Source organism: Pseudomonas sp. HTZ2 (assembly GCF_033173945.1).
In the GTDB taxonomy this organism is placed as follows: domain Bacteria; phylum Pseudomonadota; class Gammaproteobacteria; order Pseudomonadales; family Pseudomonadaceae; genus Aquipseudomonas; species Aquipseudomonas guariconensis.
Window position 1 is genome coordinate 774,255 of record NZ_CP137332.1, and the last position, 20,462, is coordinate 794,716.

The 20,462-nt window shown below is 62.8% G+C and carries 18 protein-coding genes; 7 read left to right on the plus strand and 11 right to left on the minus strand.

The window, feature by feature from the left end; genetic code table 11:
- The first annotated feature begins 98 nt into the window (after positions 1 to 98).
- The 4 genes from R6G97_RS03740 (at position 99) to R6G97_RS03755 (ending at position 2,966) form a co-directional block, all read left to right on the plus strand.
- Entirely contained in the window at positions 99 to 746 is a 648-nt protein-coding gene (locus R6G97_RS03740; protein WP_043210736.1) for a FadR/GntR family transcriptional regulator, read from the plus strand.
- A gap of 13 nt (positions 747 to 759) precedes the next feature.
- The gene (locus tag R6G97_RS03745; protein WP_250034503.1) at positions 760 to 2,040 is read left to right on the plus strand and encodes a CynX/NimT family MFS transporter; all 1,281 of its coding nucleotides are present in this window, start codon (positions 760 to 762) and stop codon (positions 2,038 to 2,040) included.
- Positions 2,041 to 2,126: 86 nt separating this feature from the next.
- Positions 2,127 to 2,600 carry a nuclear transport factor 2 family protein gene (locus tag R6G97_RS03750; RefSeq protein WP_090346628.1) on the plus strand — a complete coding sequence of 158 codons (474 nt, stop codon included), beginning with the start codon at positions 2,127 to 2,129 and terminating at the stop codon, positions 2,598 to 2,600.
- A 54-nt stretch (positions 2,601 to 2,654) separates the two neighbouring features.
- Complete coding sequence (locus tag R6G97_RS03755; protein WP_052352455.1) at positions 2,655 to 2,966, plus strand: GIY-YIG nuclease family protein; 312 nt, start codon at positions 2,655 to 2,657, stop codon at positions 2,964 to 2,966.
- Between the two features lie 31 nt (positions 2,967 to 2,997).
- Here R6G97_RS03755 and yejK read toward each other — a convergent pair whose 3' ends face one another.
- Positions 2,998 to 4,005 (minus strand): nucleoid-associated protein YejK, encoded by a 1,008-nt coding sequence (gene yejK / locus R6G97_RS03760; RefSeq protein WP_043210730.1) that lies wholly within the window; start codon positions 4,003 to 4,005, stop codon positions 2,998 to 3,000.
- Positions 4,006 to 4,400: 395 nt separating this feature from the next.
- On the opposite strand from yejK, the gene R6G97_RS03765 reads away from it, so the two are divergent.
- Complete coding sequence (locus R6G97_RS03765) at positions 4,401 to 4,682, plus strand: HU family DNA-binding protein (protein ID WP_043210728.1); 282 nt, start codon at positions 4,401 to 4,403, stop codon at positions 4,680 to 4,682.
- 70 nt (positions 4,683 to 4,752) lie between these two features.
- On the opposite strand, the gene rlmF is transcribed toward R6G97_RS03765, so the two are convergent.
- From rlmF to R6G97_RS03790, 5 genes are all read right to left on the minus strand, one after another.
- Positions 4,753 to 5,691 (minus strand): 23S rRNA (adenine(1618)-N(6))-methyltransferase RlmF, encoded by a 939-nt coding sequence (rlmF, locus tag R6G97_RS03770; RefSeq protein WP_102082397.1) that lies wholly within the window; start codon positions 5,689 to 5,691, stop codon positions 4,753 to 4,755.
- Between the two features lie 107 nt (positions 5,692 to 5,798).
- Positions 5,799 to 8,645, minus strand: coding sequence for a valine--tRNA ligase (locus R6G97_RS03775; protein ID WP_317847827.1), 2,847 nt, complete (start codon positions 8,643 to 8,645; stop codon positions 5,799 to 5,801).
- A 200-nt stretch (positions 8,646 to 8,845) separates the two neighbouring features.
- Positions 8,846 to 9,214, minus strand: a complete 369-nt coding sequence (locus R6G97_RS03780) for a DNA polymerase III subunit chi (protein ID WP_102082399.1) — start codon at positions 9,212 to 9,214, stop codon at positions 8,846 to 8,848.
- A gap of 5 nt (positions 9,215 to 9,219) precedes the next feature.
- Positions 9,220 to 9,648, minus strand: a complete 429-nt coding sequence (locus R6G97_RS03785; protein WP_043210720.1) for a DNA polymerase III subunit chi — start codon at positions 9,646 to 9,648, stop codon at positions 9,220 to 9,222.
- Positions 9,649 to 9,696: 48 nt separating this feature from the next.
- Positions 9,697 to 11,187 (minus strand): leucyl aminopeptidase, encoded by a 1,491-nt coding sequence (locus tag R6G97_RS03790; RefSeq protein WP_043210717.1) that lies wholly within the window; start codon positions 11,185 to 11,187, stop codon positions 9,697 to 9,699.
- A 271-nt stretch (positions 11,188 to 11,458) separates the two neighbouring features.
- Between R6G97_RS03790 and lptF the strand changes: the two genes are divergently transcribed.
- Both lptF and lptG read left to right on the plus strand, forming a co-directional pair.
- Positions 11,459 to 12,574, plus strand: coding sequence for an LPS export ABC transporter permease LptF (lptF, locus tag R6G97_RS03795; protein WP_317847828.1), 1,116 nt, complete (start codon positions 11,459 to 11,461; stop codon positions 12,572 to 12,574).
- A complete protein-coding gene (gene lptG / locus R6G97_RS03800; RefSeq protein WP_043210713.1) occupies positions 12,567 to 13,628 on the plus strand; it encodes an LPS export ABC transporter permease LptG in 1,062 nt (353 codons plus the stop codon). Before lptF ends, lptG begins: the two co-directional genes overlap by 8 nt.
- Before the next feature lie 162 nt (positions 13,629 to 13,790).
- Here lptG and R6G97_RS03805 read toward each other — a convergent pair whose 3' ends face one another.
- The 5 genes from R6G97_RS03805 to gcvP all read right to left on the minus strand — a co-directional run bounded on the left by R6G97_RS03805 (position 13,791) and on the right by gcvP (position 20,453).
- On the minus strand, positions 13,791 to 14,279 hold the full coding sequence (locus R6G97_RS03805) for an RDD family protein (RefSeq protein ID WP_043210711.1): 489 nt from the start codon (positions 14,277 to 14,279) through the stop codon (positions 13,791 to 13,793).
- 89 nt (positions 14,280 to 14,368) lie between these two features.
- A complete protein-coding gene (locus R6G97_RS03810) occupies positions 14,369 to 14,581 on the minus strand; it encodes a cold-shock protein (protein ID WP_043210709.1) in 213 nt (70 codons plus the stop codon).
- A gap of 344 nt (positions 14,582 to 14,925) precedes the next feature.
- A complete protein-coding gene (gene gcvT, locus R6G97_RS03815; RefSeq protein ID WP_317847829.1) occupies positions 14,926 to 16,047 on the minus strand; it encodes a glycine cleavage system aminomethyltransferase GcvT in 1,122 nt (373 codons plus the stop codon).
- A gap of 26 nt (positions 16,048 to 16,073) precedes the next feature.
- Positions 16,074 to 17,450: an L-serine ammonia-lyase gene (locus R6G97_RS03820; RefSeq protein WP_043210706.1), complete on the minus strand. Its 1,377-nt coding sequence runs from the start codon at positions 17,448 to 17,450 to the stop codon at positions 16,074 to 16,076.
- Between the two features lie 147 nt (positions 17,451 to 17,597).
- Positions 17,598 to 20,453 carry an aminomethyl-transferring glycine dehydrogenase gene (gene gcvP / locus R6G97_RS03825; RefSeq protein WP_043210703.1) on the minus strand — a complete coding sequence of 952 codons (2,856 nt, stop codon included), beginning with the start codon at positions 20,451 to 20,453 and terminating at the stop codon, positions 17,598 to 17,600.
- Positions 20,454 to 20,462 lie beyond the last annotated feature (9 nt).

Consider the following 20,462-nt stretch of genomic DNA (forward strand, 5'->3'; position numbering starts at 1 on the left):
CAAGCCCAAGCCCAAGCCCAAGCCCAAGCCCGAAACCTTGCCCCACCCCCACCACCCAGCTATCTTACTAAAAATTCATCCGATGACCGGATCTACCCATGACCCTACTCATCAAACGCTCCCTAGTTGAACAAGCCGTCGACCAACTCCGCACCCGCATCACCAGCGGTATCTGGTCCATCGGCCAACGCCTGCCCACTGAACCCGAACTCGCCCACGAACTAGGCATCAGCCGCAATACCGTTCGTGAAGCCATGCGCGTGCTCGCCTTCAGCGGCCTGGTCGAGATCCGCCAAGGCGATGGTAGTTACCTGCGCACCGCCCAAGACCCGCTCCAGGCGGTCCAGGCCATGGCCCGCTGCACGTCGGAACAGGCCCGGGAAACTCGCCGTATTCTGGAAACCGAAGCGATCGGCCTGGCCGCCCAGCGCCGCACCGAAGCGGATATACACCGCCTGCGCCAGGCTTTGCAGAACACTGCTGCGCATTTTCATGGCGATATAAAGACTTACGTTGAGTGCGACTTGGTCTTTCACCAGCAGTTAGTGGACGCCGCCCACAACCCTGCGTTGAGCGAGCTCTACCGTTACTTTTCCGGCGTTGTGGCCGCGGCGTTGGAGCACAACATGGCGACCACCCCCCGGTGCCAGACGGTATTCGATCTGCACGGTCAGATCGTCGATGCCATCGAACAATGTGATCCGGAACGTGCCAAGCACTTGAGCCGTACCCTAATTGAATCCTGACAATGAGACGCCCATGGCCGAACCCACCATTCACGAAACTGCTCATCGCCAGCAGGAATTCGAAGAACTGCTGATCGACGCCGAAGCCGACGACGAGCAGGTCCAGCAGCAGCCTGTAGTGCTGCAGCGGCCATGGTTGCTGTTGCTTGGCTTGGTACTGGTGGCACTGAACCTGCGTCCTGCGCTGTCGAGCATGGCGCCGGTACTGGGCCAAGTATCGGAGGGACTAGGGCTGAACGCGTCCCAGGCGGGCCTGCTGACGACTTTGCCGGTGCTGTGTCTTGGCCTGTTCGCTCCATTGGCACCGGTCCTGGCTCGACGCTTTGGCAGTGAGCGGGTGGTGCTGGGCATTCTGCTGACCTTGGCGCTGGGTATTTGGGTACGCAGTGTCCTGGGGGTGACCGGCGTGTTTCTGGGCAGTGTCATGGCCGGCGCGAGCATCGGCATCATCGGCGTGTTGCTTCCGGGCATCGTCAAACGGGACTTCCCACAGCATGCCGGTACCCTGACCGGTGTCTATACCATGGCCTTGTGCCTGGGGGCGGCTCTGGCCGCCGGTGCCACGGTGCCATTGGCGCGCCACTTCGATGACAGTTGGGCCTTGGGCTTGGGCTTCTGGCTGGTGCCTGCGTTGATCGCGATGGTGGTATGGCTGCCCCAGGCGCGCCAGGGGCACGGCCTGCACAAGGTGGCCTATCGGGTGCGCGGTCTATGGCGCGATCCGCTGGCCTGGCAGGTCACGCTGTACATGGGCTTGCAGTCTTCGCTGGCCTACATCGTGTTTGGCTGGCTCCCCTCGATGCTCATCGGCCGAGGCCTGAGCCCTACGGAGGCTGGGTTGGTGTTGTCCGGGTCGGTGATCGTGCAACTGGTGAGCTCGCTCAGCGCGCCTTGGCTGGCCACCCGAGGCAAGGACCAGCGCCTGGCTATCGTCATCGTCATGCTGGTCACCCTGGCAGGGTTGTTCGGTTGCTTGTATGCACCGGTTTCAGGGCTGTGGGGCTGGGCCGTCGTGCTCGGACTGGGGCAGGGTGGTACGTTCGCCCTGGCGTTGACGTTGATCGTGCTGCGCTCGAAGGATTCCCATGTAGCTGCGAATCTTTCGAGCATGGCGCAAGGGGTCGGCTATACGTTGGCGTCCGCAGGGCCGTTTGCCGTAGGCCTGGTGCATGACCTGACGGGGGGCTGGACGGCTGTGGGCTGGATATTCGCGGCGCTGGGCATTGGGGCGATTCTGTTCGGCCTTGGGGCTGGGCGGGCATTGCATGTGCAGGTGGTCAGCGAGAAGGTGTGACAAAGCCTATTCATGGCGCGAATGAGCATGGCGCTCCCATGCGGGGCACATTATCGTTGAGGTTTGCCCCCGGAGGGACCCGCCCCATGAGCGACGCCAATCGTGAGCTGATCACACGTTTCTACCAAGCCTTCCAGCGCCTGGACGCCGAGGCGATGGTGGCTTGCTACAGCGATGACATCACCTTCAGTGACCCTGTCTTCGGTACCTTGCGAGGCCGTGATGTGGGGGACATGTGGCGGATGCTGACCAGCCGTGCCAAAAATTTCTCCCTGACCTTCGACAGCGTCAGCGCCAATCAGGACGGGGGGAATGCGCACTGGGTGGCGCGCTATCTGTTCACCCAGACCGGGCGCACTGTTGTCAATGACATACAGGCCCGCTTCGTGATCCGCGATGGGCTGATTTGCCAGCATGACGACAGTTTCGACCTGTGGCGCTGGTCGCGTCAGGCCCTGGGCCTGCCGGGTTTGCTGCTGGGCTGGTCGCCGTTGCTGCAGAACAAAGTTCGCCAGCAAGCGTTCAAGGGGTTGCGGACATACCAGCAAAGCGCGGTATAGCCACGGGCTGTTCATTTTCGTGTTAGGTGTAGTGGGGCTTTGGGTTTCAAATTAATGACGCAAAGAGTGGATGCTCCGAGTGAAAAACCTCCGGGCGGGGATGTGAAACCCTGGTATGTCTATCTGGTGCGGGCTGCCAACGGTTCGCTGTATTGCGGTATCAGTGATGACCCACAGCGGCGGTTCCTGAAGCATCAGAGGGGGCAGGGGGCGCGTTACTTCAAGACCAGCCCGGCCCAGGCGCTGGTATATATGGAGCAGTGGCCGGACAAAGGCGAGGCACTGCGTCAGGAGCGGTTGGTGAAAAAACTGCGCAAATCGGCCAAGGAAGCGCTGGTGGCAGCCTATGCAGGTACCGAAGGCTAGATGAGGGGCTGCGCTGCAGCCCCGGCTATGCTCAATCCTTGCGCCGCTTGAGCTGATCGACCAGTTGGGTCGGCAGGCCCTTGATGATCAAAGTGCCGGCTTCTTCGTCATATTCCACCTTCGATCCCAGCAAGTGGGCCTCGAAGCTGATCGACAGGCCTTCGGCGCGGCCGGTGAAACGGCGGAACTGGTTGAGGGTGCGTTTATCCGCAGGAATCTCCGGCGACAGGCCGTAATCCTTGTTGCGAATGTGGTCGTAGAAGGCCTTGGGTCGATCTTCATCGATCAGGCTGGACAATTCTTCCAGTGTCACCGGCTCACCGAGTTTGGTCTGAGTGGTGGCGTAGTCGACCAAGGTCTGGGTCTTTTCGCGGGCGGCCTCCTCGGGCAGGTCCTCGCTTTCGACGAAGTCGCTGAAGGCCTTGAGCAGGGTACGGGTCTCACCTGGGCCGTCGACACCTTCCTGGCAACCGATGAAGTCGCGGAAGTAGTCCGACACCTTCTTGCCATTCTTGCCCTTGATGAACGAGATGTACTGCTTGGAGTTCTGGTTGTTCTTCCACTCCGACAAGTTGACCCGCGCCGCCAGGTGCAACTGGCCGAGGTCGAGGTGACGCGACGGGGTGACATCGAGCTCGGCGTTCACAGCCACGCCTTCGCTGTGGTGCAGCAGGGCGATGGCCAGGTACTCGGTCATGCCTTGCTGGTAATGGGCGAACAGGATATGGCCGCCGGTGGACAGGTTGGATTCTTCCATCAGCTTTTGCAGGTGCTCTACAGCGATGCGGCTGAAGGCGGTGAAGTCTTTTTCTTCATCCAGGTACTGCTTGAGCCAGCCGCTGAAGGGGTAGGCCCCCGATTCGCTGTGGAAGAACCCCCAGGCCTTGCCTTGCTTGGCGTTGTAGCTGTCGTTGAGGTCGGCCAGCAGGTTTTCGATGGCGTCGGAAGCGCCGAGTTCGGAGTCTCGGGCATGCAGGACTGCTGGGCTGCCATCGGGTTTCTTGTCGATCAGGTGAACGATGCAATGACGGATTGGCATGGAAATCTCGAGCGGGGTTGGGCGGTGCTAGGCCGCGCTGCAAAGTCGTGCAGTTTAACCCAGGCAGAGGGCGATGCAGTGGTCAGATAGTGGCGTAAATGTCTGTTGTTCGTTTTTTGTTCAATTTTTTGCGTTTTACGATAAAAGCCCCGAAAAACCTGCATAAAATCGAAGTCGGCAGCGGATATTTATCTATTCCTGTGGTAGCTTTGCGCGGTCTTGCGCCCCTTGGGTGGCGCATTGCTGGCAGATCGCTGGGCTCGTGTCGAACCAAACGCCGATTTTCGTATCTACATACGCGATTGGCGCGGCCCGCCGGATTTTTCAGGGGCTGGCCCGATTACCGACCTGGCACGCTGCATAACCACTGAATTTGATAGGGAAGGAACACCACCATGGCATTGACCAAAGACCAACTGATTGCCGATATCGCCGAAGCCATCGACGCGCCGAAAACCACCGCGCGTAACGCCCTGGAGCAACTGGGCCAGATCGTCGCCGACCAACTGGAAAACGGCGCTGAAATCACCCTGCCAGGCATCGGCAAGCTGAAAGTCTCCGAGCGTCCTGCCCGTACCGGCCGCAACCCTTCGACTGGCGCTGCCATCGAAATCGCTGCCAAGAAAGTCGTCAAGTTCGTACCTGCCAAGGTCCTGAACGACGCCGTCAACAAGTAATTGTTGAAGCTTTGAAAAAACCGCGCCCGGCTTGTCCGGGCGCGGTTTTTTCATGCCCGCGAAAGGGGTATCAGCGTGAGCGATGCCAGGCTTGGCGCGCGGCGGCGTCTTGGAAGCTCCAGGCTACCATGCGGCTCTGTTTCTGGCCTTGCCCCATGGCCACTACCTGTTGTGCCTTCACGCCTGCCTTCCTCAGCGCCGCCTCGATACCGGGCAAGTTGCTGGCCTTGGATACCAGGCTGGTGAACCACAGCACCTGGCCGGCGTACTGCACGCTCTCTTCCACCAACTGGGTGACGAAGCGGATCTCTCCGCCCTCGCACCACAGCTCGTTGTTCTGCCCGCCGAAATTGAGCACTGGCAGCTTGCGCTTGGGATCCTGTTTGCCAAGGTTCTTCCATTTGCGCTGGCTACCGCGGGTGGCTTCGTCGCGGGAGGCATGGAACGGCGGGTTGCACAGGGTGACCTCGAAACGCTCGTCATCCTGCAGCAGGCCGGTGAGGATGTGCTTGCGGTTGGCTTGCTGGCGCAAGGAGATGACCTTGCCCAGGCCGTTGGCCTGGACGATGGTCCGGGCCGATGCCAGGGCCACCGCGTCGATGTCCGAACCCACGAAACGCCAGCGGTAGTCGCTGTGGCCAAGCAGCGGGTAGATGCAGTTGGCACCGACGCCGATGTCCAGCGCGCGCACCTGTACGCCTCGGGGGATCTCGCCGCCGCAATCCTCGGCCAGCAAGTCGGCCAGCACATGGATGTAGTCGGCCCGTCCAGGGATGGGCGGGCACAGGTAGTCGGCCGGGATGTCCCAGTGTTGGATGCCGTATTGGGCCTTGAGCAAAGCGCGGTTGAAGACCCGTACCGCTTCGGGATTGGCGAAGTCGATGCTCGGCTTGCCATAGGGGTTGGTAATGGTGAATTTGCCCAGCTCAGGATGGGCTTTGATCAGGCTGGGGAAATCGTAGCGGCCCTGATGGCGATTGCGCGGGTGCAGGGTGGGTTTTTGATTCATGGGGTGAAATCTCAAAAGCATCGCGGGACAAGCCCACTCCCACATGATCGTCGTTGATCTGTGGGAGCGGGCTTGTCCCGCGAGGGCATCACTGAGGTCTGCGGCTGTTACAGTGCCGCGATCCGCGCATGTTGCTCTGTCAAGTTGGCCAGGGCCTGTTCGGACTCGGCCAGCTTGGCGCGTTCTTTTTCGATCACGGCAGGCGGGGCCTTGTCGACGAACGCGGCATTGGACAGCTTGCCGCCTACGCGCTGGACTTCGCCTTGCAGGCGCTGGATTTCCTTGCTCAGGCGTGCCAGTTCCGCGTCCTTGTCGATCAGGCCGGCCATCGGCACCAGTACCTGCAAGTCACCCACCAGTGCGGTGGCCGACAGCGGTGCTTCGTCCTGCTCGCCGAGCACGGTGAACGACTCGACCTTGGCCAGCTTCTTGAGCAGCGCCTCGTTCTCCTGCAGGCGACGCTGGTCGTGCGCATTGGCGTTCTTGAGGAACAGCGGCAGCGGCTTGCCAGGGCCGATGTTCATCTCGGCGCGAATGTTGCGCAGACCTACCATCAGTTGCTGCAGCCACTCGATATCGCCTTCGGCGGCGGTGTCGATGCGGCTTTCATTGGCCACAGGCCAAGGTTGCAGCATGATGGTCTTGCCTTCGATACCGGCCAGCGGCGCGATGCGCTGCCAGATTTCTTCGGTGATGAACGGCATGAACGGGTGTGCCAGGCGCAAGGCGACTTCCAGCACGCGAACCAAGGTCCGGCGAGTGCCGCGGGCGCGCTCGACCGGGGCATTCTCGTCCCACAGTACCGGCTTGGACAGCTCCAGATACCAGTCGCAGTACTGGTTCCAGATGAACTCGTACAAGGCCTGGCTGGCCAGGTCGAAGCGGAACTGCTCGAGCTGGCGGGTCACCTCGGCTTCGGTGCGCTGCAGCTGCGAGATGATCCAGCGATCGGCCAGCGACAGTTCGTAGGTCTCGCCGTTCTGGCCGCAATCCTCGCCTTTGTCCAGCACGTAGCGGGCGGCGTTCCAGATCTTGTTGCAGAAGTTGCGATAACCCTCGACGCGGCCCATGTCGAACTTGATGTCGCGGCCGGTGGAAGCCAGCGAGCAGAAGGTGAAGCGCAGGGCGTCGGTGCCGTAGCTGGCGATGCCTTCGGGGAACTCGGCCTTGGTCTGCTTGGCGATCTTTTCGGCGAGCTTGGGCTGCATCATGCCGCTGGTGCGTTTTTCCAGCAGGGCCTCAAGGGTGATGCCGTCGACGATGTCCAGTGGATCGAGGACGTTGCCCTTGGACTTGGACATCTTCTGGCCCTGGCCGTCACGTACAAGGCCGTGGACGTACACGGTCTTGAACGGTACCTGCGGGGTGCCATCTTCGTTCTTGATCAGGTGCATGGTCAGCATGATCATGCGCGCAACCCAGAAGAAGATGATGTCGAAACCGGTGACCAGCACATCGGTGGAGTGGAACTTCTTGAGGAATTCGGTCTGCTCCGGCCAGCCCAAGGTGGAGAAGGTCCACAGGCCCGAACTGAACCAGGTGTCGAGGACGTCCTCGTCCTGGCGCAGCGCCACGTCGGCGCCCAGGTTGTGCTTGGCACGGACTTCTTCTTCGCTGCGACCGACATAGACCTGGCCGGCTTCGTCGTACCAGGCCGGGATGCGGTGCCCCCACCACAGCTGGCGGCTGATACACCAGTCCTGGATATCACGCATCCAGGAGAAGTACATGTTTTCGTACTGCTTGGGCACGAACTGAATGCGGCCGTCTTCCACGGCGGCGATGGCAGGTTCTGCCAGCGGCTTGGTAGAGACGTACCACTGGTCGGTCAGCCACGGCTCGATGACCGTGCCGGAACGGTCGCCCTTGGGTACCTTCAGGGCGTGGTCGTCGATGCTGACCAGCAGGCCCTGGGCGTCCAGGTCGGCGACGATCTGCTTGCGCGCGACGAAGCGGTCCAGGCCTGCGTACTGGGCCGGCAGGCTGGTGTCGATCTGCTCGTTGACGCTGCCGTCGAGGTTGAAGGCCTGGGCGCTTGCCAGCACCAGGGCGTTCTTGTCGAAGATGTTCAGCAGTGGCAGGTTGTGGCGCTTGCCGACTTCATAGTCGTTGAAGTCGTGGGCCGGGGTGATTTTCACGCAGCCGGTGCCGAACTCCGGATCGCAGTAATCGTCGGCGATGATCGGGATGCGGCGGCCGACCAGCGGCAGCTCGACGAACTTGCCGATCAGGGCCTGGTAGCGCTCGTCGTTCGGGTTCACGGCAACGGCCGCGTCACCCAGTAAGGTTTCCGGACGGGTGGTGGCAACGACCAAGTGGTCCTTGCCTTCGGCGGTCTTGGCGCCATCGGCCAGTGGGTAGCGCAGGTTCCACAGGTGGCCTTTCTCGTCGTGGTTTTCCACTTCGAGGTCGGAAATGGCGGTATGCAGCTTGGTGTCCCAGTTGACCAGGCGCTTGCCACGGTAGATCAGGCCGTCTTCATGCAGGCGCACGAAGGCTTCCTTGACCGCTTCGGACAGACCGTCGTCCATGGTGAACCGTTCGCGGGTCCAGTCGACCGACGAGCCCAGGCGGCGAATCTGGCGGCTGATGTTGCCGCCGGACTGATCCTTCCACTCCCAGACCTTCTCCAGGAACTTCTCGCGGCCCAGGTCATGACGGTTCTGGCCCTTGGCCTCGAGCTGGCGCTCCACCAGCATCTGGGTGGCGATACCGGCGTGGTCGGTGCCTGGCTGCCACAGGGTGTTGCGGCCCTGCATGCGGCGGAAGCGGATCAGGGCGTCCATGATCGCGTTGTTGAAGCCGTGGCCCATGTGCAGGCTGCCGGTCACGTTCGGCGGCGGGATCATGATGGTGTAGGACTCGCCTGCACCTTGCGGGGCGAAATAGTTCTCGGACTCCCAAGTGTTGTACCAGGAAGTTTCGATGGCGTGCGGCTGGTAGGTCTTATCCATGCGCGGCGGGACCCTATGGCATTAATTCGGGAAAGCCGGGAAGTATAACCAAGCCAGGGGCCGCAGGCGACAAGCTGCTGATATCTGTAGGCGCAACGGTGTCTTCTTTGTGGACAAACCTGCTCCCACGGACCTCGTGCGCGCCTTGAGCGCGGCGGTGTACCGGTAGTGACGGGTTTGCCCGCAAAGAAAAGCGGCGTTTATTCGGAGCGCTTGAGCAGACGTTCCATGCGCGCATCGAGGCGTCGTTTGATCTCGTTCTCGATGTGCGGGGTGAAGTCGTTGATCACGTCTTGCATGATCTGTTGGGCAGCGGCGCGCAGGTCGGCTTCAAGGTGCAGCAGGGTGTCCTGGCGGCGGGTCTGCGGATCGTCTGCGGTGGTTGCGACCGAGAGAGGCTCGGCCACCGGCGAGGTGTTGCCTGCTGGCTCGTCGAGCAGCAGGGGAATCTGCTCCACCGTTTCGGTCAGCAGGGGCGGTTGCAGATCGGCATCGCCCAGCAACTGGCGGATCGACTCTAGGTCGTCGAGCAGATGAGCGGAATCGGGCAGGGGAGAGTGCTTGTCCATCGTCGTCAAAGTCGCTGTAAGCGGTGGTCTTGCAGAGCATAGCCCTGTTCGCGGTAGAAACGGAATCGTTCTCGCGCAGCCTGGCGAATGCCCGGCTCCTCGACGACGATCTCGGCAACCCGTTCGAACTGGCCGACGAACCCCGGTACCTCGGCGCCGAGGTTGATCAACAGGTCGCGGTGGGTGCCGGCGTCATCACCCAGCCCCAGGGCTACTGCCGCCTCGGCGTTGGCCTCGGCAGGGTCGTGCGGGACGAAGGCCTCGCCCTTGAAGTGCCACAGGCGCTCGTCCAGCGCGTTGCGCTGCTCGGCGTCCTGACAGTGCAGATAGACCCGATGGCCCAGGCGCCAGGCCTTTTCGCACAGCTTGCAGGCGAAATCCAGGCGCGCCGACAATGCATCGGTGGGCAGGATATAGAAATCGACTTTACTCATGTTCGGTCAACCGGCCGGCAGCGCGCGGGCGCCACCGGCCTTGTGGCATCAGGCGTTGGCGCGATCGAGCAGGTATTGGGTCAGCAGCGGGACCGGGCGGCCCGAGGCGCCTTTGTCCTTGCCGCCGCTGATCCAGGCGGTGCCGGCAACGTCCAGATGCGCCCAGTTATAAGCTTTGGCGAAGCGCGACAGGAAGCAGCCTGCGGTGATGGTGCCAGCCTTGGGGCCACCGATGTTGGCGATGTCGGCGAACGGGCTGTCCAACTGCTCTTGGTACTCATCGAACAGCGGCAGTTGCCAGGCACGGTCGTCGGCGCGCTTGCCGGCGTCGAGCAGTTGGCCGACCAGTTCGTCGTTGTTGCCCATCAGCCCCGAGGTATGGCTGCCCAGGGCGACGATGCAGGCGCCGGTCAGGGTAGCGATGTCGATCACTGCCTGAGGTTTGAAGCGTTCGGCGTAGGTCAGGGTGTCGCACAGCACCAGACGGCCTTCGGCGTCGGTGTTGAGGATCTCGACGGTCTGGCCGCTCATGGTGGTGACGATGTCGCCCGGGCGCGTGGCGCCGCCGCTGGGCATGTTCTCGGCGCAAGCCAGCAGGCACACCAGGTTGATCGGCAGCTGCAGCTGCAGCACGGCGCGCAGGGTGCCGAAGACACTGGCCGCACCACACATGTCGTACTTCATTTCATCCATGCCGGCGCCAGGCTTGAGGCTGATGCCGCCGGTGTCGAAGGTGATGCCCTTGCCGACCAGCACGAACGGTTTTTCGCTCTTCTTGCCGCCCTGGTAGTTGAGCACGATCAGCCGTGGCGGCTGGTCGCTGCCCTGGCCAACGGCGTAGAACGCGCCCATGCCCAGGTCCTTGATCTTTTTCTCGTCCAGCACCTCGACCTTGAGGTTCTTGTGCGCCTTGCCCAGCTCCTTGGCCTGTTCGGCGAGGAACGTCGGGTGGCACAGGTTCGGCGGCAGGTTGCCCAGGTCGCGGGTGAAGGACATGCCCGAGGCGATGGCGCTGGCGTGCTTCACGGCGCGCTCGACTTCAGCCTGGCCGGGCTTGTCGGTCAGCAGGGTGACTTTCTTGAGGGCGCGGGGCTCGGCCTTCTGGCTCTTGAAACGGTCGAAGACGTACTCGCCATCGAGCAGGGTCTCGGCCAGAAGGCGGTATTTGGCGTAATGGGCGTCGCGGGCGGTGACGCTGACGTCATCCAGAGCCAGCACCGCGTCGCTGCCGTTCAGGCCCTTGAGCACACCGGCGACACTGGCGACCAGCTTGCGCCAGCTGCGATCCCCCAGCGCTTCCTTGCCGCTGCCGACCAGCAGCACGCGCTCGGCCTTCAGGCCCGGCAGGCTGTGCAGCAGCAGGGTCTGGCCCGGCTTGCCTGCCAGGTCGCCGCGCTTGAGCACCGCGCTGATTGCGCCATTGCTGGCCTGGTCGACGGCTTTGGCGATGTCGCCGAGCTTGCGCCCTTCACCGACGGCCAGCACCAAGGTGGCGGTTTTCAAGGAGGCGGCGGCTACACTTTTTACAACCAGTTCCATGTCAGGGTCCCCGAATGATCTGTCAGTTGGCGCAGTCTCGTGCAAGCGCCCGAAACAGGTGTGGCCGCAAGGTCGCGTGCCACTTGAAAAGCTGCCAGTTTGAGCCTGGGGGAACCTGGATGACAACCCCGACATGCGCCGTCATGCGCGGCCAAGTGACAGGCGCGGTCAATCACAGGATAATGCGCGCACTTTATATGGAGGTTCGCCGTCGGCGAACCGGCAAGTCATTGTTTGGCTCTGCGCCCCTGACAACCCAGGAGTGTCTGGTTTGATCGTCTTTCGTTATCTGTCCCGCGAGGTCCTGGCGACCTTGAGCGCCGTCAGCGCCGTGCTGCTGGTGATCATCATGAGCGGGCGCTTCATCAAGTACCTGGCTCAGGCCGCCCAGGGCGTGCTCGATCCGAGCGTGCTGTTCCTGATCATGGGCTTCCGTTTGCCGGGCTTCCTGCAACTGATCCTGCCCTTGGGCCTGTTCCTCGGCATCCTGCTGGCTTATGGCCGGCTCTACCTCGAAAGCGAGATGACCGTGCTTTCTGCCACTGGCATGAGCCAGCAGCGCCTGCTGGCGCTGACCATGGCGCCGGCCGCGCTGGTCGCCCTGCTGGTGGCCTGGCTGAGCCTGAGCCTGGCGCCCCAGGGCGTTGCCCAGGTGCAGCAGATCATCAACCAGCAGGACGCCCTCACCGAGTTCGATACCCTGGTGCCAGGGCGCTTCCAGACCCTGCGCGATGGCTCGCGGGTGACCTACACCGAGCAGCTGTCGGACGATCGCGTCAATCTGAGTGGTGTGTTCATTTCCGAGAAGCGCTTCAACCAGGACAAGACCAAGGATCGTGCGCCTTCGGTGCTGGTCGCCGAGAAGGGGCACCAGGAAGTGCAGGCCGACGGCAATCGCTACCTGATCCTCGAGAACGGCTATCGCTACGACGGTAACCCCGGCCAGGCCGATTACCGCGCGATCAAGTACGACACCTATGGCGTGTTGCTGCCCAAGCCCGAAGTCAGCGAAGAAGTGACCGAGCGTGAAGCCATCCCGACGTCCGAGCTGTTCGGCAAGGACGGTCTGCGTGAACAGGCCGAGCTGCAATGGCGCCTTTCCCTGCCGCTGCTGGTGTTCATCGTGACGCTGCTGGCGGTGCCGCTGTCCCGGGTCAATCCACGCCAAGGCCGCTTCCTCAAGCTGCTGCCGGCCATTCTTCTGTACATGGCTTATCTAACGATGCTCATTTCCGTACGCGGCGCCTTGGAGAAGGGCAAGATCCCGATCGCCCTGGGCATGTGGTGGGTCCACGGGCTGTTCCTGCTGATCGGCCTGGGCCTGATGTACTGGGAGCCGCTGCAGCTCAAGCGTGCCGCCCGTCGTACGGAGGTGGCCCATGGCTAAACTGGATCGCTATATCGGCCAGAGCGTGCTCCTGGCCATCCTGGCGGTGCTGGGCATCATCCTTGGCCTGGCTTCGCTGTTCGCCTTCATCGACGAGATGAGCGACCTGAGCGATACCTACACCGTGATGGACGCCGGCAGTTTCGTCCTGCTCACCGCGCCGCGCCGGTTGTACGAGATGTTGCCGATGGCTGCGCTGATTGGGTGCCTGATCGGCCTGGGCAGCCTGGCCAGCAGCAGTGAGTTGACCATCATGCGCGCCGCTGGCGTGTCCATCGGCCGTATCGTCTGGGCGGTGATGAAGCCCATGCTGGTGCTGATGTTGGTCGGCCTGCTGATCGGCGAGTACGTGGCGCCAGTCACCGAGAACAAGGCCCAGGCCGAGCGCTCCCTGGCCCAGGGTGGCGGTGATGCGCAGAGCTCCAAGCGCGGCATGTGGCACCGCCAGGGCGAAGAGTTCGTGCATATCAACTCGGTGCAGCCCAACGGCTTGCTGCTGGGGGTGACCCGCTACCGCTTCGACGCCGAGCGACACATCGTGACGTCCAGCTTTGCGCGCCGTGCGCAGTACAACGAGGACCACTGGGTGCTGAGCGACGTGGCCACCACCTACTTCCGTGGCGACCACACCGAAGTGGTTAAGGCGCCGCAGGAGCGCTGGGACGTGTCGGTAACGCCGCAACTGCTCAACACAGTGATCCTGGCGCCGGAATCCCTGTCGATCACCGGTTTGTGGGACTACATTCACTACCTGTCCGACCAGGGCCTGAACAACGCCCGTTACTGGTTGGCCTTCTGGACGAAGGTGCTGCAACCGATGGTGACCGCGGCCCTGGTGCTGATGGCGATCTCCTTCATCTTCGGCCCGCTGCGTTCCGTGACCCTGGGCCAGCGTGTGTTCACCGGTGTACTGGTGGGCTTCGTGTTCCGCATTGGCCAGGACCTGCTCGGCCCTTCCAGTCAGGTATTCGGCTTCCCGCCGCTGCTGGCGGTAGTGATCCCGGCCGGTATCTGTGCGCTGGCGGGTGTGTGGTTGTTGCGTCGGGCAGGGTAATGGCCCGAGCGACATGAAAAAGCCGACCCTAGGGTCGGCTTTTTTGTGGGTGGCGTTCTGCTTTGGCGGGTAAATCCGTTCCCACAGCTTTTGCAGTCTGCCGGCCGGAGGTGATTCTGCGGGAGCTGGCGAAGCCTGCGAGGGGGCGTAGTAACTACGACATTACGGCTTACGCTTGGGCACACGCACCAGCTGTGTGTCCGAATAGATGTCGTGCCAGCCACGCTTGCGCTTGTCGATCAACGCCCAGAAGAACCCGAGCCCCAGGCATAGCCACGAAGCGATGGAAACGACAAAGCGCAGCAGCGCCTGCCATAGGCTGATCGCGCTTCCATCGGCGTTCTGCACGCGAACGCCCCACACCTGCATGCCCAGGGTCTGACCGCCGTGGGTCCAGAACTTGGCGAAGAAACCGAAGAGGGCGAACAGCAGCAAGGTCGACAATAGGGGGTCGCCGTCCAAGGCGCCGGCCTCGGTCAGCTCGCGCATGCGGGCTTCGCCGATGATCGACATCTGCACCATCTTGTAGACGCCTGCTGTCACGATCAGCAGGGCGGTACACAGCAGGAAGTCATAGAACATGGCGGCCAGTCGACGGCCCAGGCCAGCCGGGGGGAAGTCACCCTGAGGGGTGAGCAAGGGCTTTGACATGCATGACGCTCCGTATGACGAAGCCGCTATTCTACGGGCAAAAAAAAGCCCCTGCACTTGGCAGGGGCTTTTGGGAGTCTGGATCTCGCTTAGGCGATGACCTGAACCTTGTCAGCTTGCATGCCTTTTTGGCCTTGCACGGCTTCGAAGGAGACTTTCTGGCCTTCTTTCAGGCTCTTGAAGCCGTTGCCTTCGATGGCACGGAAGTGCACGAACAGATCCGGACCGCTTTCTGGGGTGATGAAGCCGTAACCTTTCTCGTCATTGAACCACTTGACGGTACCGTTCTGACGCTCAGCCATTGTCTTGTTTCCTATGAAGCTTAATTTTTGATGACAGTTACTTTCATATCTATCCGATATAAAAGATTACCGGGCTGGGTTGCAGGAAAGTAAGAGACGTCGAACGGGTTGTAGCAGATTCAGCTACTGGCCCAGGTCACGAACTGTTGCGACCCATGCAAACACAGTGCAGTGACTCTACGCTAACTCCGCCGACAAAAACAAGCCCTCCAGACCGCCGGAATTCAGGGTTTTTCCGATAACCGACAAAATTGTCGGAAACGGCATGGCGCCTGGGCTGGCGCTATGTTCAAAAGTTATTGGGCAGGTTCGAAAACGAATATGACGAACCTGCCCACAGTCAATCAACCGCGATAGTAACGTTGCGCAACGAAAGGCATTTTGCTGACCTTCAAGGCAACCTGCTTGCCGCGCACTACAGCAAACAATGCGGTATCGAGCGCGGCATGTTCGCTCTCGACATATCCCATGGCGACCGGTGCACCGAGGGTCGGGCCGAAACCACCACTGCACACTTCACCGACGGTGCGTCCGTCTGCGTCGACGATCTGTGCGCCTTCGCGAACCGGGGTGCGCTCCTGCGGCAGCAGGCCAACACGCTTGCGAGCAACACTTTGCCATTGCTGCTCGAAGATGGCGTGGGCGCCAGGGAAACCACCGGCACGTTCGCCATCGGCGCGGCGTACTTTGGAGATGGCCCACAGCAAGCTGGCCTCCACCGGCGTGGTGCTGGTGTTCATGTCGTGGCCATACAGGCACAGACCAGCTTCCAGGCGCAGCGAGTCACGGGCGCCCAAGCCGATCGGCTGTACCTCGGGCTCGGCCAGCAGTCGGCGGGCCAAGGCTTCGGCATTGGCTGCCGGGACCGAGATCTCGTAACCGTCTTCACCGGTGTAGCCCGAGCGGCTGACATAGCAGTCGGCGCCGAGCAAGGTGACAGGGCGGAACTGCATGAACGTCATGCTGGCGACTTCCGGCGCCAGGCGCTCGAGCACCTTGACCGCCGCCGGGCCTTGCAGGGCGAGCAGGGCGCGCTCCTCGAACAGCGGCTCGATCTCGCAGCGGGAGCCGATGTGCTTTTGCAGGTGGGCCAGGTCCTGGTCCTTGCAGGCAGCGTTGACCACCAGGAACAGCTCGTCGTCACCCAGGTTGGCGACCATCAGGTCGTCGAGGATGCCACCTTGCTCGTTGGTGAACATCGCGTAGCGCTGCATGCCTACCGGCAGATCGATGATGTCCACTGGCACCAGCGATTCCAAGGCCTTGGCCGCATCGCTGCCGCGCAGACGGATCTGCCCCATGTGCGAGACGTCGAACAGACCTGCCTGCTCGCGGGTGTGCAAGTGTTCCTTGAGCACGCCCAGCGGGTACTGCACCGGCATGTCGTAGCCGGCGAACGGCACCATGCGTGCGCCCAGTTCCAGGTGCAGGGCGTGCAAGGGGGTCTTTTGCAGTGTTTCGGACATCGGTGACTCCTCGTTTTTTGTTCGGGTCAACATTCGATGATGTTGACGGCTAGACCACCGCGGGCGGTCTCCTTGTATTTGCTTTTCATGTCTGCGCCGGTCTGGCGCATGGTGCGGATGACCTTGTCGAGCGACACGTAATGTTGCCCATCGCCACGCAAGGCCATGCGTACCGCATTGATCGCCTTGACCGAGCCCATGGCGTTGCGCTCGATGCAGGGCACCTGGACCAGTCCGCCGATCGGATCGCAGGTCAGGCCCAGGTTGTGTTCCATGCCGATTTCGGCAGCGTTCTCGACTTGCTGCGGGGTGCCCCCCATGACCTCGCACAGTGCACCGGCGGCCATGGAGCAAGCCACGCCGACTTCCCCTTGGCAGCCGACTTCGGCGCCGGAGATCGAGGCGTTTTCCTTGTAAAGGATGCCGATGGCGGCGGCGGTGAGCAGAAACCGCACCACCCCGTCCTCGCTGGCGCCGGGCACGAAGCGCATGTAGTAGTGAAGGACCGCCGGGACGATGCCCGCCGCACCGTTGGTGGGCGCCGTGACCACCCGTCCGCCGTAGGCGTTTTCTTCATTGACCGCCAGCGCATAGAGGTTGACCCAGTCGAGCACCGACAAGGCGTCGCGCAGGTTCGCCTCGGGATGCCGGCTGAGCTGGCGGTACAACGCCGGAGCCCGTCGCTTGACCTTCAGCCCACCGGGTAGGATGCCCTCATGACGGCAACCCGCCTCGACGCAGTCCTGCATGACCTGCCAGATATGCAACAGGCGTGCGCGCGTCTGGCCCTCCGGGCGCCAGGCCGCTTCGTTGGCCAGCATCACCTGGCTGATCGACAGGTGCTGCTCGCTGCAGTGGGCGAGCAGTTCCTTGGCCGTGCGGAACGGGTAGGGCAGCACGGTGCTGTCCTCGACGATCCGGTCGTGACCGGCAGCGTCCTCGTCGACCACGAAACCTCCGCCCACCGAGTAATACTCCCGGCTACGGATTTGCAATCCGGCTTCATCGAAGGCGCGGAAGATCATGCCGTTGGGGTGGTAGGGCAGGGGTTTGCGGATCATCGCCAGGTGCTGTTTTTCGACGAAGCCGATCTCGTGCTCACCCAGCAGGCGCAGCCGGCCGCTGTCGCGGATCGCCTGCAGTCGCGCGGGAATCGATTCGGTGTCGATGGTGTCTGGATGCTCGCCTTCAAGGCCCAACAGGACAGCCTTGTCGCTGCCATGGCCCTTGCCGGTAGCTCCCAGCGAGCCATACAGCTCGGCCTTGATGCTGTCGGTCTGTGCCAACAGGCCATCACGGCGTAGCCCTTCGGCAAAGCGTGCGGCCGCCCGCATGGGGCCGACCGTGTGGGAGCTGGAGGGGCCGATGCCGATCTTGAACAGGTCGAAAACGCTCAAAGACATGGTGACCTCCTGCCAGATTGATTGGGCGGACGGTGAGCTCTGTGGGAGCAGGTTTACCCGCGAACGCGGCGGTTAAGCCACCCTCGCATGTGCGGGTAACCCCGCGCCCACAGGTCGCCACCCAAGTCAGGTGGCGGGCAAGGGCTATCAGGCGTCCTGGTAGCTCTCGATCGACGGGCACGCGCAGACCAGATTACGGTCGCCGAACACGTTGTCGACCCGACCCACCGGCGGCCAGTACTTGGCCTCCACCAGACTCGGCAGCGGGTACACCGCCTGCTCACGGCTGTAACCGTGGGCCCACTCGCCGACCAGCTCCGCCGCGGTGTGCGGGGCGTTCTTCAGCGGGTTGTCGTCCTTGTCCAGAGTGCCGTTCTCGACCGCGCGGATTTCCTCACGGATCTGGATCATTGCGTCACAGAAACGGTCCAGTTCTTCCTTGGACTCACTTTCGGTCGGTTCGATCATCAGGGTGCCGGCCACCGGGAAGGACATGGTCGGGGCGTGGAAGCCGAAGTCGATCAGGCGCTTGGCCACGTCGTCGACACTGATGCCGCTGGTGTCCTTGAGCGGGCGAAGGTCCAGGATGCATTCATGGGCGACCAGGCCATTGCCGCCGGTATAGAGGACAGGATAGTGCTCTTCCAGGCGGCGGGCGATGTAGTTGGCATTGAGGATCGCCATCTGCGAGGCGCGTTTGAGGCCCGCGCCGCCCATCATGCGGATATACATCCAGGTGATCGGCAGGATGCTGGCGCTGCCGAACGGTGCGGCGCAGACCGCGCCTTCGGTGTTCTCCAGCGTCGCATGGCCCGGCAGGAACGGCGCCAGGTGCGACTTGACACCGATCGGGCCGACGCCCGGGCCGCCACCACCGTGAGGGATGCAGAAGGTCTTGTGCAGGTTCAGGTGCGAGACGTCGCCGCCGAACTTGCCGGGGGCGCACAGGCCGACCATGGCGTTCATGTTGGCGCCGTCGATGTACACCTGGCCGCCGTTGTCGTGGATGATCGCGCAGATCTCGCCGATCGCTTCCTCGAACACGCCGTGGGTCGACGGGTAGGTGATCATGATCGCGGCGAGGCGGTCACGGTGTTCGATGGCCTTGGCGCGCAGGTCCTCGACATCGACGTTGCCGCGGGCGTCACAGGCGGTGACCACCACGCGCATGCCTGCCATGTGGGCGGTGGCAGGGTTGGTGCCGTGGGCCGAGGAGGGGATCAGGCAGATGTCGCGATGGCCTTCGCCGCGGCTGCGGTGATAGGCGCGGATCGCCAGTAGGCCTGCGTACTCGCCTTGGGAACCGGCGTTCGGCTGCAGCGACACGGCGTCATAGCCGGTGGCGGCGCAGAGCATGGCTTCCAGCTCGGTGGTCATCTGCAGATAGCCCTGGCTCTGCTCGGCAGGCGCGAACGGGTGCAGGTTGCCGAATTCCGCCCAGGTCACCGGGATCATTTCGCTGGCGGCGTTGAGCTTCATGGTGCACGAGCCCAGCGGGATCATGCTGCGGTCCAGCGCCAGGTCCTTGTCGGCCAGGCGGCGCAGGTAGCGCATCAGTTCGGTTTCGCTGTGGTAGCGGTTGAACACCGGATGCTCGAGGATCGCCGACTGGCGCAGCAGTGCGGCCGGCAGGCGCGAGGCAGTGGTGGCGGCCAAGCTGTCGAACGCCGGTACTGCCTTGCCTTCGGCGAACAGGCGCCACAGGGTCTCGACGTCGGCCTGGGTGCTGGTTTCGTCCAGAGACAGGCCCAGATGGGCGGCATCGATCTGGCGCAGGTTGATGCGCTGGGCGCGGGCCAGTTCATGCAGGCGGGCGGTGGCATCACCGGTGGCCAGGGTCAGGGTGTCGAAGTAGGCGCGGGTGACGACCTTGACGCCCAACTGCTCGAACCCGGCGGCCAGGATCGCGGTCAGGGCGTGGGTGCGTTCGGCAATGCGCTTGAGGCCAGCCGGGCCGTGGTACACAGCGAACATGCTGGCGATGTTGGCCAGCAGCACCTGGGCGGTGCAGATGTTGCTGGTGGCCTTTTCGCGGCGGATGTGCTGTTCGCGGGTCTGCATGGCCAGACGCAGGGCTGTCTTGCCGAAACGGTCGATCGAAACGCCCACCAGACGGCCTGGCATGTCGCGCTTGAAGGCGTCGCGGGTAGCGAAGTACGCCGCGTGCGGGCCACCGAAGCCCAGCGGCACACCGAAGCGCTGGGCGCTGCCGATGGCGACGTCGGCGTCGAATTCACCGGGCGGCGTGAGCAGGGTCAGGGCCAGCAGGTCGGCGGCCACGGCCACCAGGGCGTTGGCGCCATGGAAGCGCTGTACCAGCTCGCGGTAGTCGAATACGTCGCCATTGCTGGCCGGGTATTGCAGCAGAGCACCGAAGAAGCTGCTGACATCGGTCAGTTCACGCTCGTCGCCAACCACCACTTCGATACCCAGCGGTTCAGCACGGGTGCGCAGCACGTCAAGGGTCTGCGGATGGCAATGGCTGGAAGCGAAGAAGGCATGGCCGGCCTTGTTCTTCGACAGGCGCTTGCAGAAGGTCATGGCTTCGGCGGCGGCGGTGGCTTCATCGAGCAGCGAGGCGTTGGCGATCGGCAGACCGGTCAGGTCACTGATCAAGGTCTGGAAATTGAGCAGCGCTTCCAGGCGGCCTTGGGAGATCTCTGGCTGGTAGGGGGTGTAGGCGGTGTACCAGGCCGGGTTTTCCAGCAGGTTGCGCAGGATCGGTGCGGGGGTATGGGTGTTGTAGTAGCCCTGGCCGATGTAGTTCTTGAACAGTTGGTTCTTACCGGCGATGGCTTTGAGGTCGGCGAGGGCATCGGCCTCGCTCTGGCCGTCGTGGCCGCCGAGCACGCTGGTGCCTTTGATGCTGTCAGGGATGACCGCAGCGGTCATGGCTTGCAGCGACTCGAAGCCCAGGGCGGCGAGCATGGCCTGCTCATCGGCGCTGCGTGGGCCGATGTGGCGAGCGATGAATTCATTGGCGGTGCCGAGGTTGATGGTCATGGCAGGTCC

Excerpts from the sequence above, each read along its gene's own strand:
- gcvP (WP_043210703.1), bottom strand. The coding sequence starts at position 20,453 with ATGACCATCAACCTCGGCACCGCCAATGAATTCATCGCTCGCCACATC.
- R6G97_RS03790 (WP_043210717.1), bottom strand. The coding sequence starts at position 11,187 with ATGGAACTGGTTGTAAAAAGTGTAGCCGCCGCCTCCTTGAAAACCGCC.
- R6G97_RS03810 (WP_043210709.1), bottom strand. The coding sequence starts at position 14,581 with ATGGCTGAGCGTCAGAACGGTACCGTCAAGTGGTTCAATGACGAGAAA.
- R6G97_RS03775 (WP_317847827.1), bottom strand. The coding sequence starts at position 8,645 with ATGGATAAGACCTACCAGCCGCACGCCATCGAAACTTCCTGGTACAAC.
- R6G97_RS03780 (WP_102082399.1), bottom strand. The coding sequence starts at position 9,214 with ATGGACAAGCACTCTCCCCTGCCCGATTCCGCTCATCTGCTCGACGAC.
- gcvT (WP_317847829.1), bottom strand. The coding sequence starts at position 16,047 with ATGTCCGAAACACTGCAAAAGACCCCCTTGCACGCCCTGCACCTGGAA.
- R6G97_RS03750 (WP_090346628.1), top strand. The coding sequence starts at position 2,127 with ATGAGCGACGCCAATCGTGAGCTGATCACACGTTTCTACCAAGCCTTC.
- R6G97_RS03820 (WP_043210706.1), bottom strand. The coding sequence starts at position 17,450 with ATGTCTTTGAGCGTTTTCGACCTGTTCAAGATCGGCATCGGCCCCTCC.
- R6G97_RS03805 (WP_043210711.1), bottom strand. The coding sequence starts at position 14,279 with ATGTCAAAGCCCTTGCTCACCCCTCAGGGTGACTTCCCCCCGGCTGGC.
- R6G97_RS03745 (WP_250034503.1), top strand. The coding sequence starts at position 760 with ATGGCCGAACCCACCATTCACGAAACTGCTCATCGCCAGCAGGAATTC.
- R6G97_RS03740 (WP_043210736.1), top strand. The coding sequence starts at position 99 with ATGACCCTACTCATCAAACGCTCCCTAGTTGAACAAGCCGTCGACCAA.
- R6G97_RS03755 (WP_052352455.1), top strand. The coding sequence starts at position 2,655 with ATGACGCAAAGAGTGGATGCTCCGAGTGAAAAACCTCCGGGCGGGGAT.
- lptG (WP_043210713.1), top strand. The coding sequence starts at position 12,567 with ATGGCTAAACTGGATCGCTATATCGGCCAGAGCGTGCTCCTGGCCATC.
- yejK (WP_043210730.1), bottom strand. The coding sequence starts at position 4,005 with ATGCCAATCCGTCATTGCATCGTTCACCTGATCGACAAGAAACCCGAT.
- rlmF (WP_102082397.1), bottom strand. The coding sequence starts at position 5,691 with ATGAATCAAAAACCCACCCTGCACCCGCGCAATCGCCATCAGGGCCGC.
- R6G97_RS03765 (WP_043210728.1), top strand. The coding sequence starts at position 4,401 with ATGGCATTGACCAAAGACCAACTGATTGCCGATATCGCCGAAGCCATC.
- R6G97_RS03785 (WP_043210720.1), bottom strand. The coding sequence starts at position 9,648 with ATGAGTAAAGTCGATTTCTATATCCTGCCCACCGATGCATTGTCGGCG.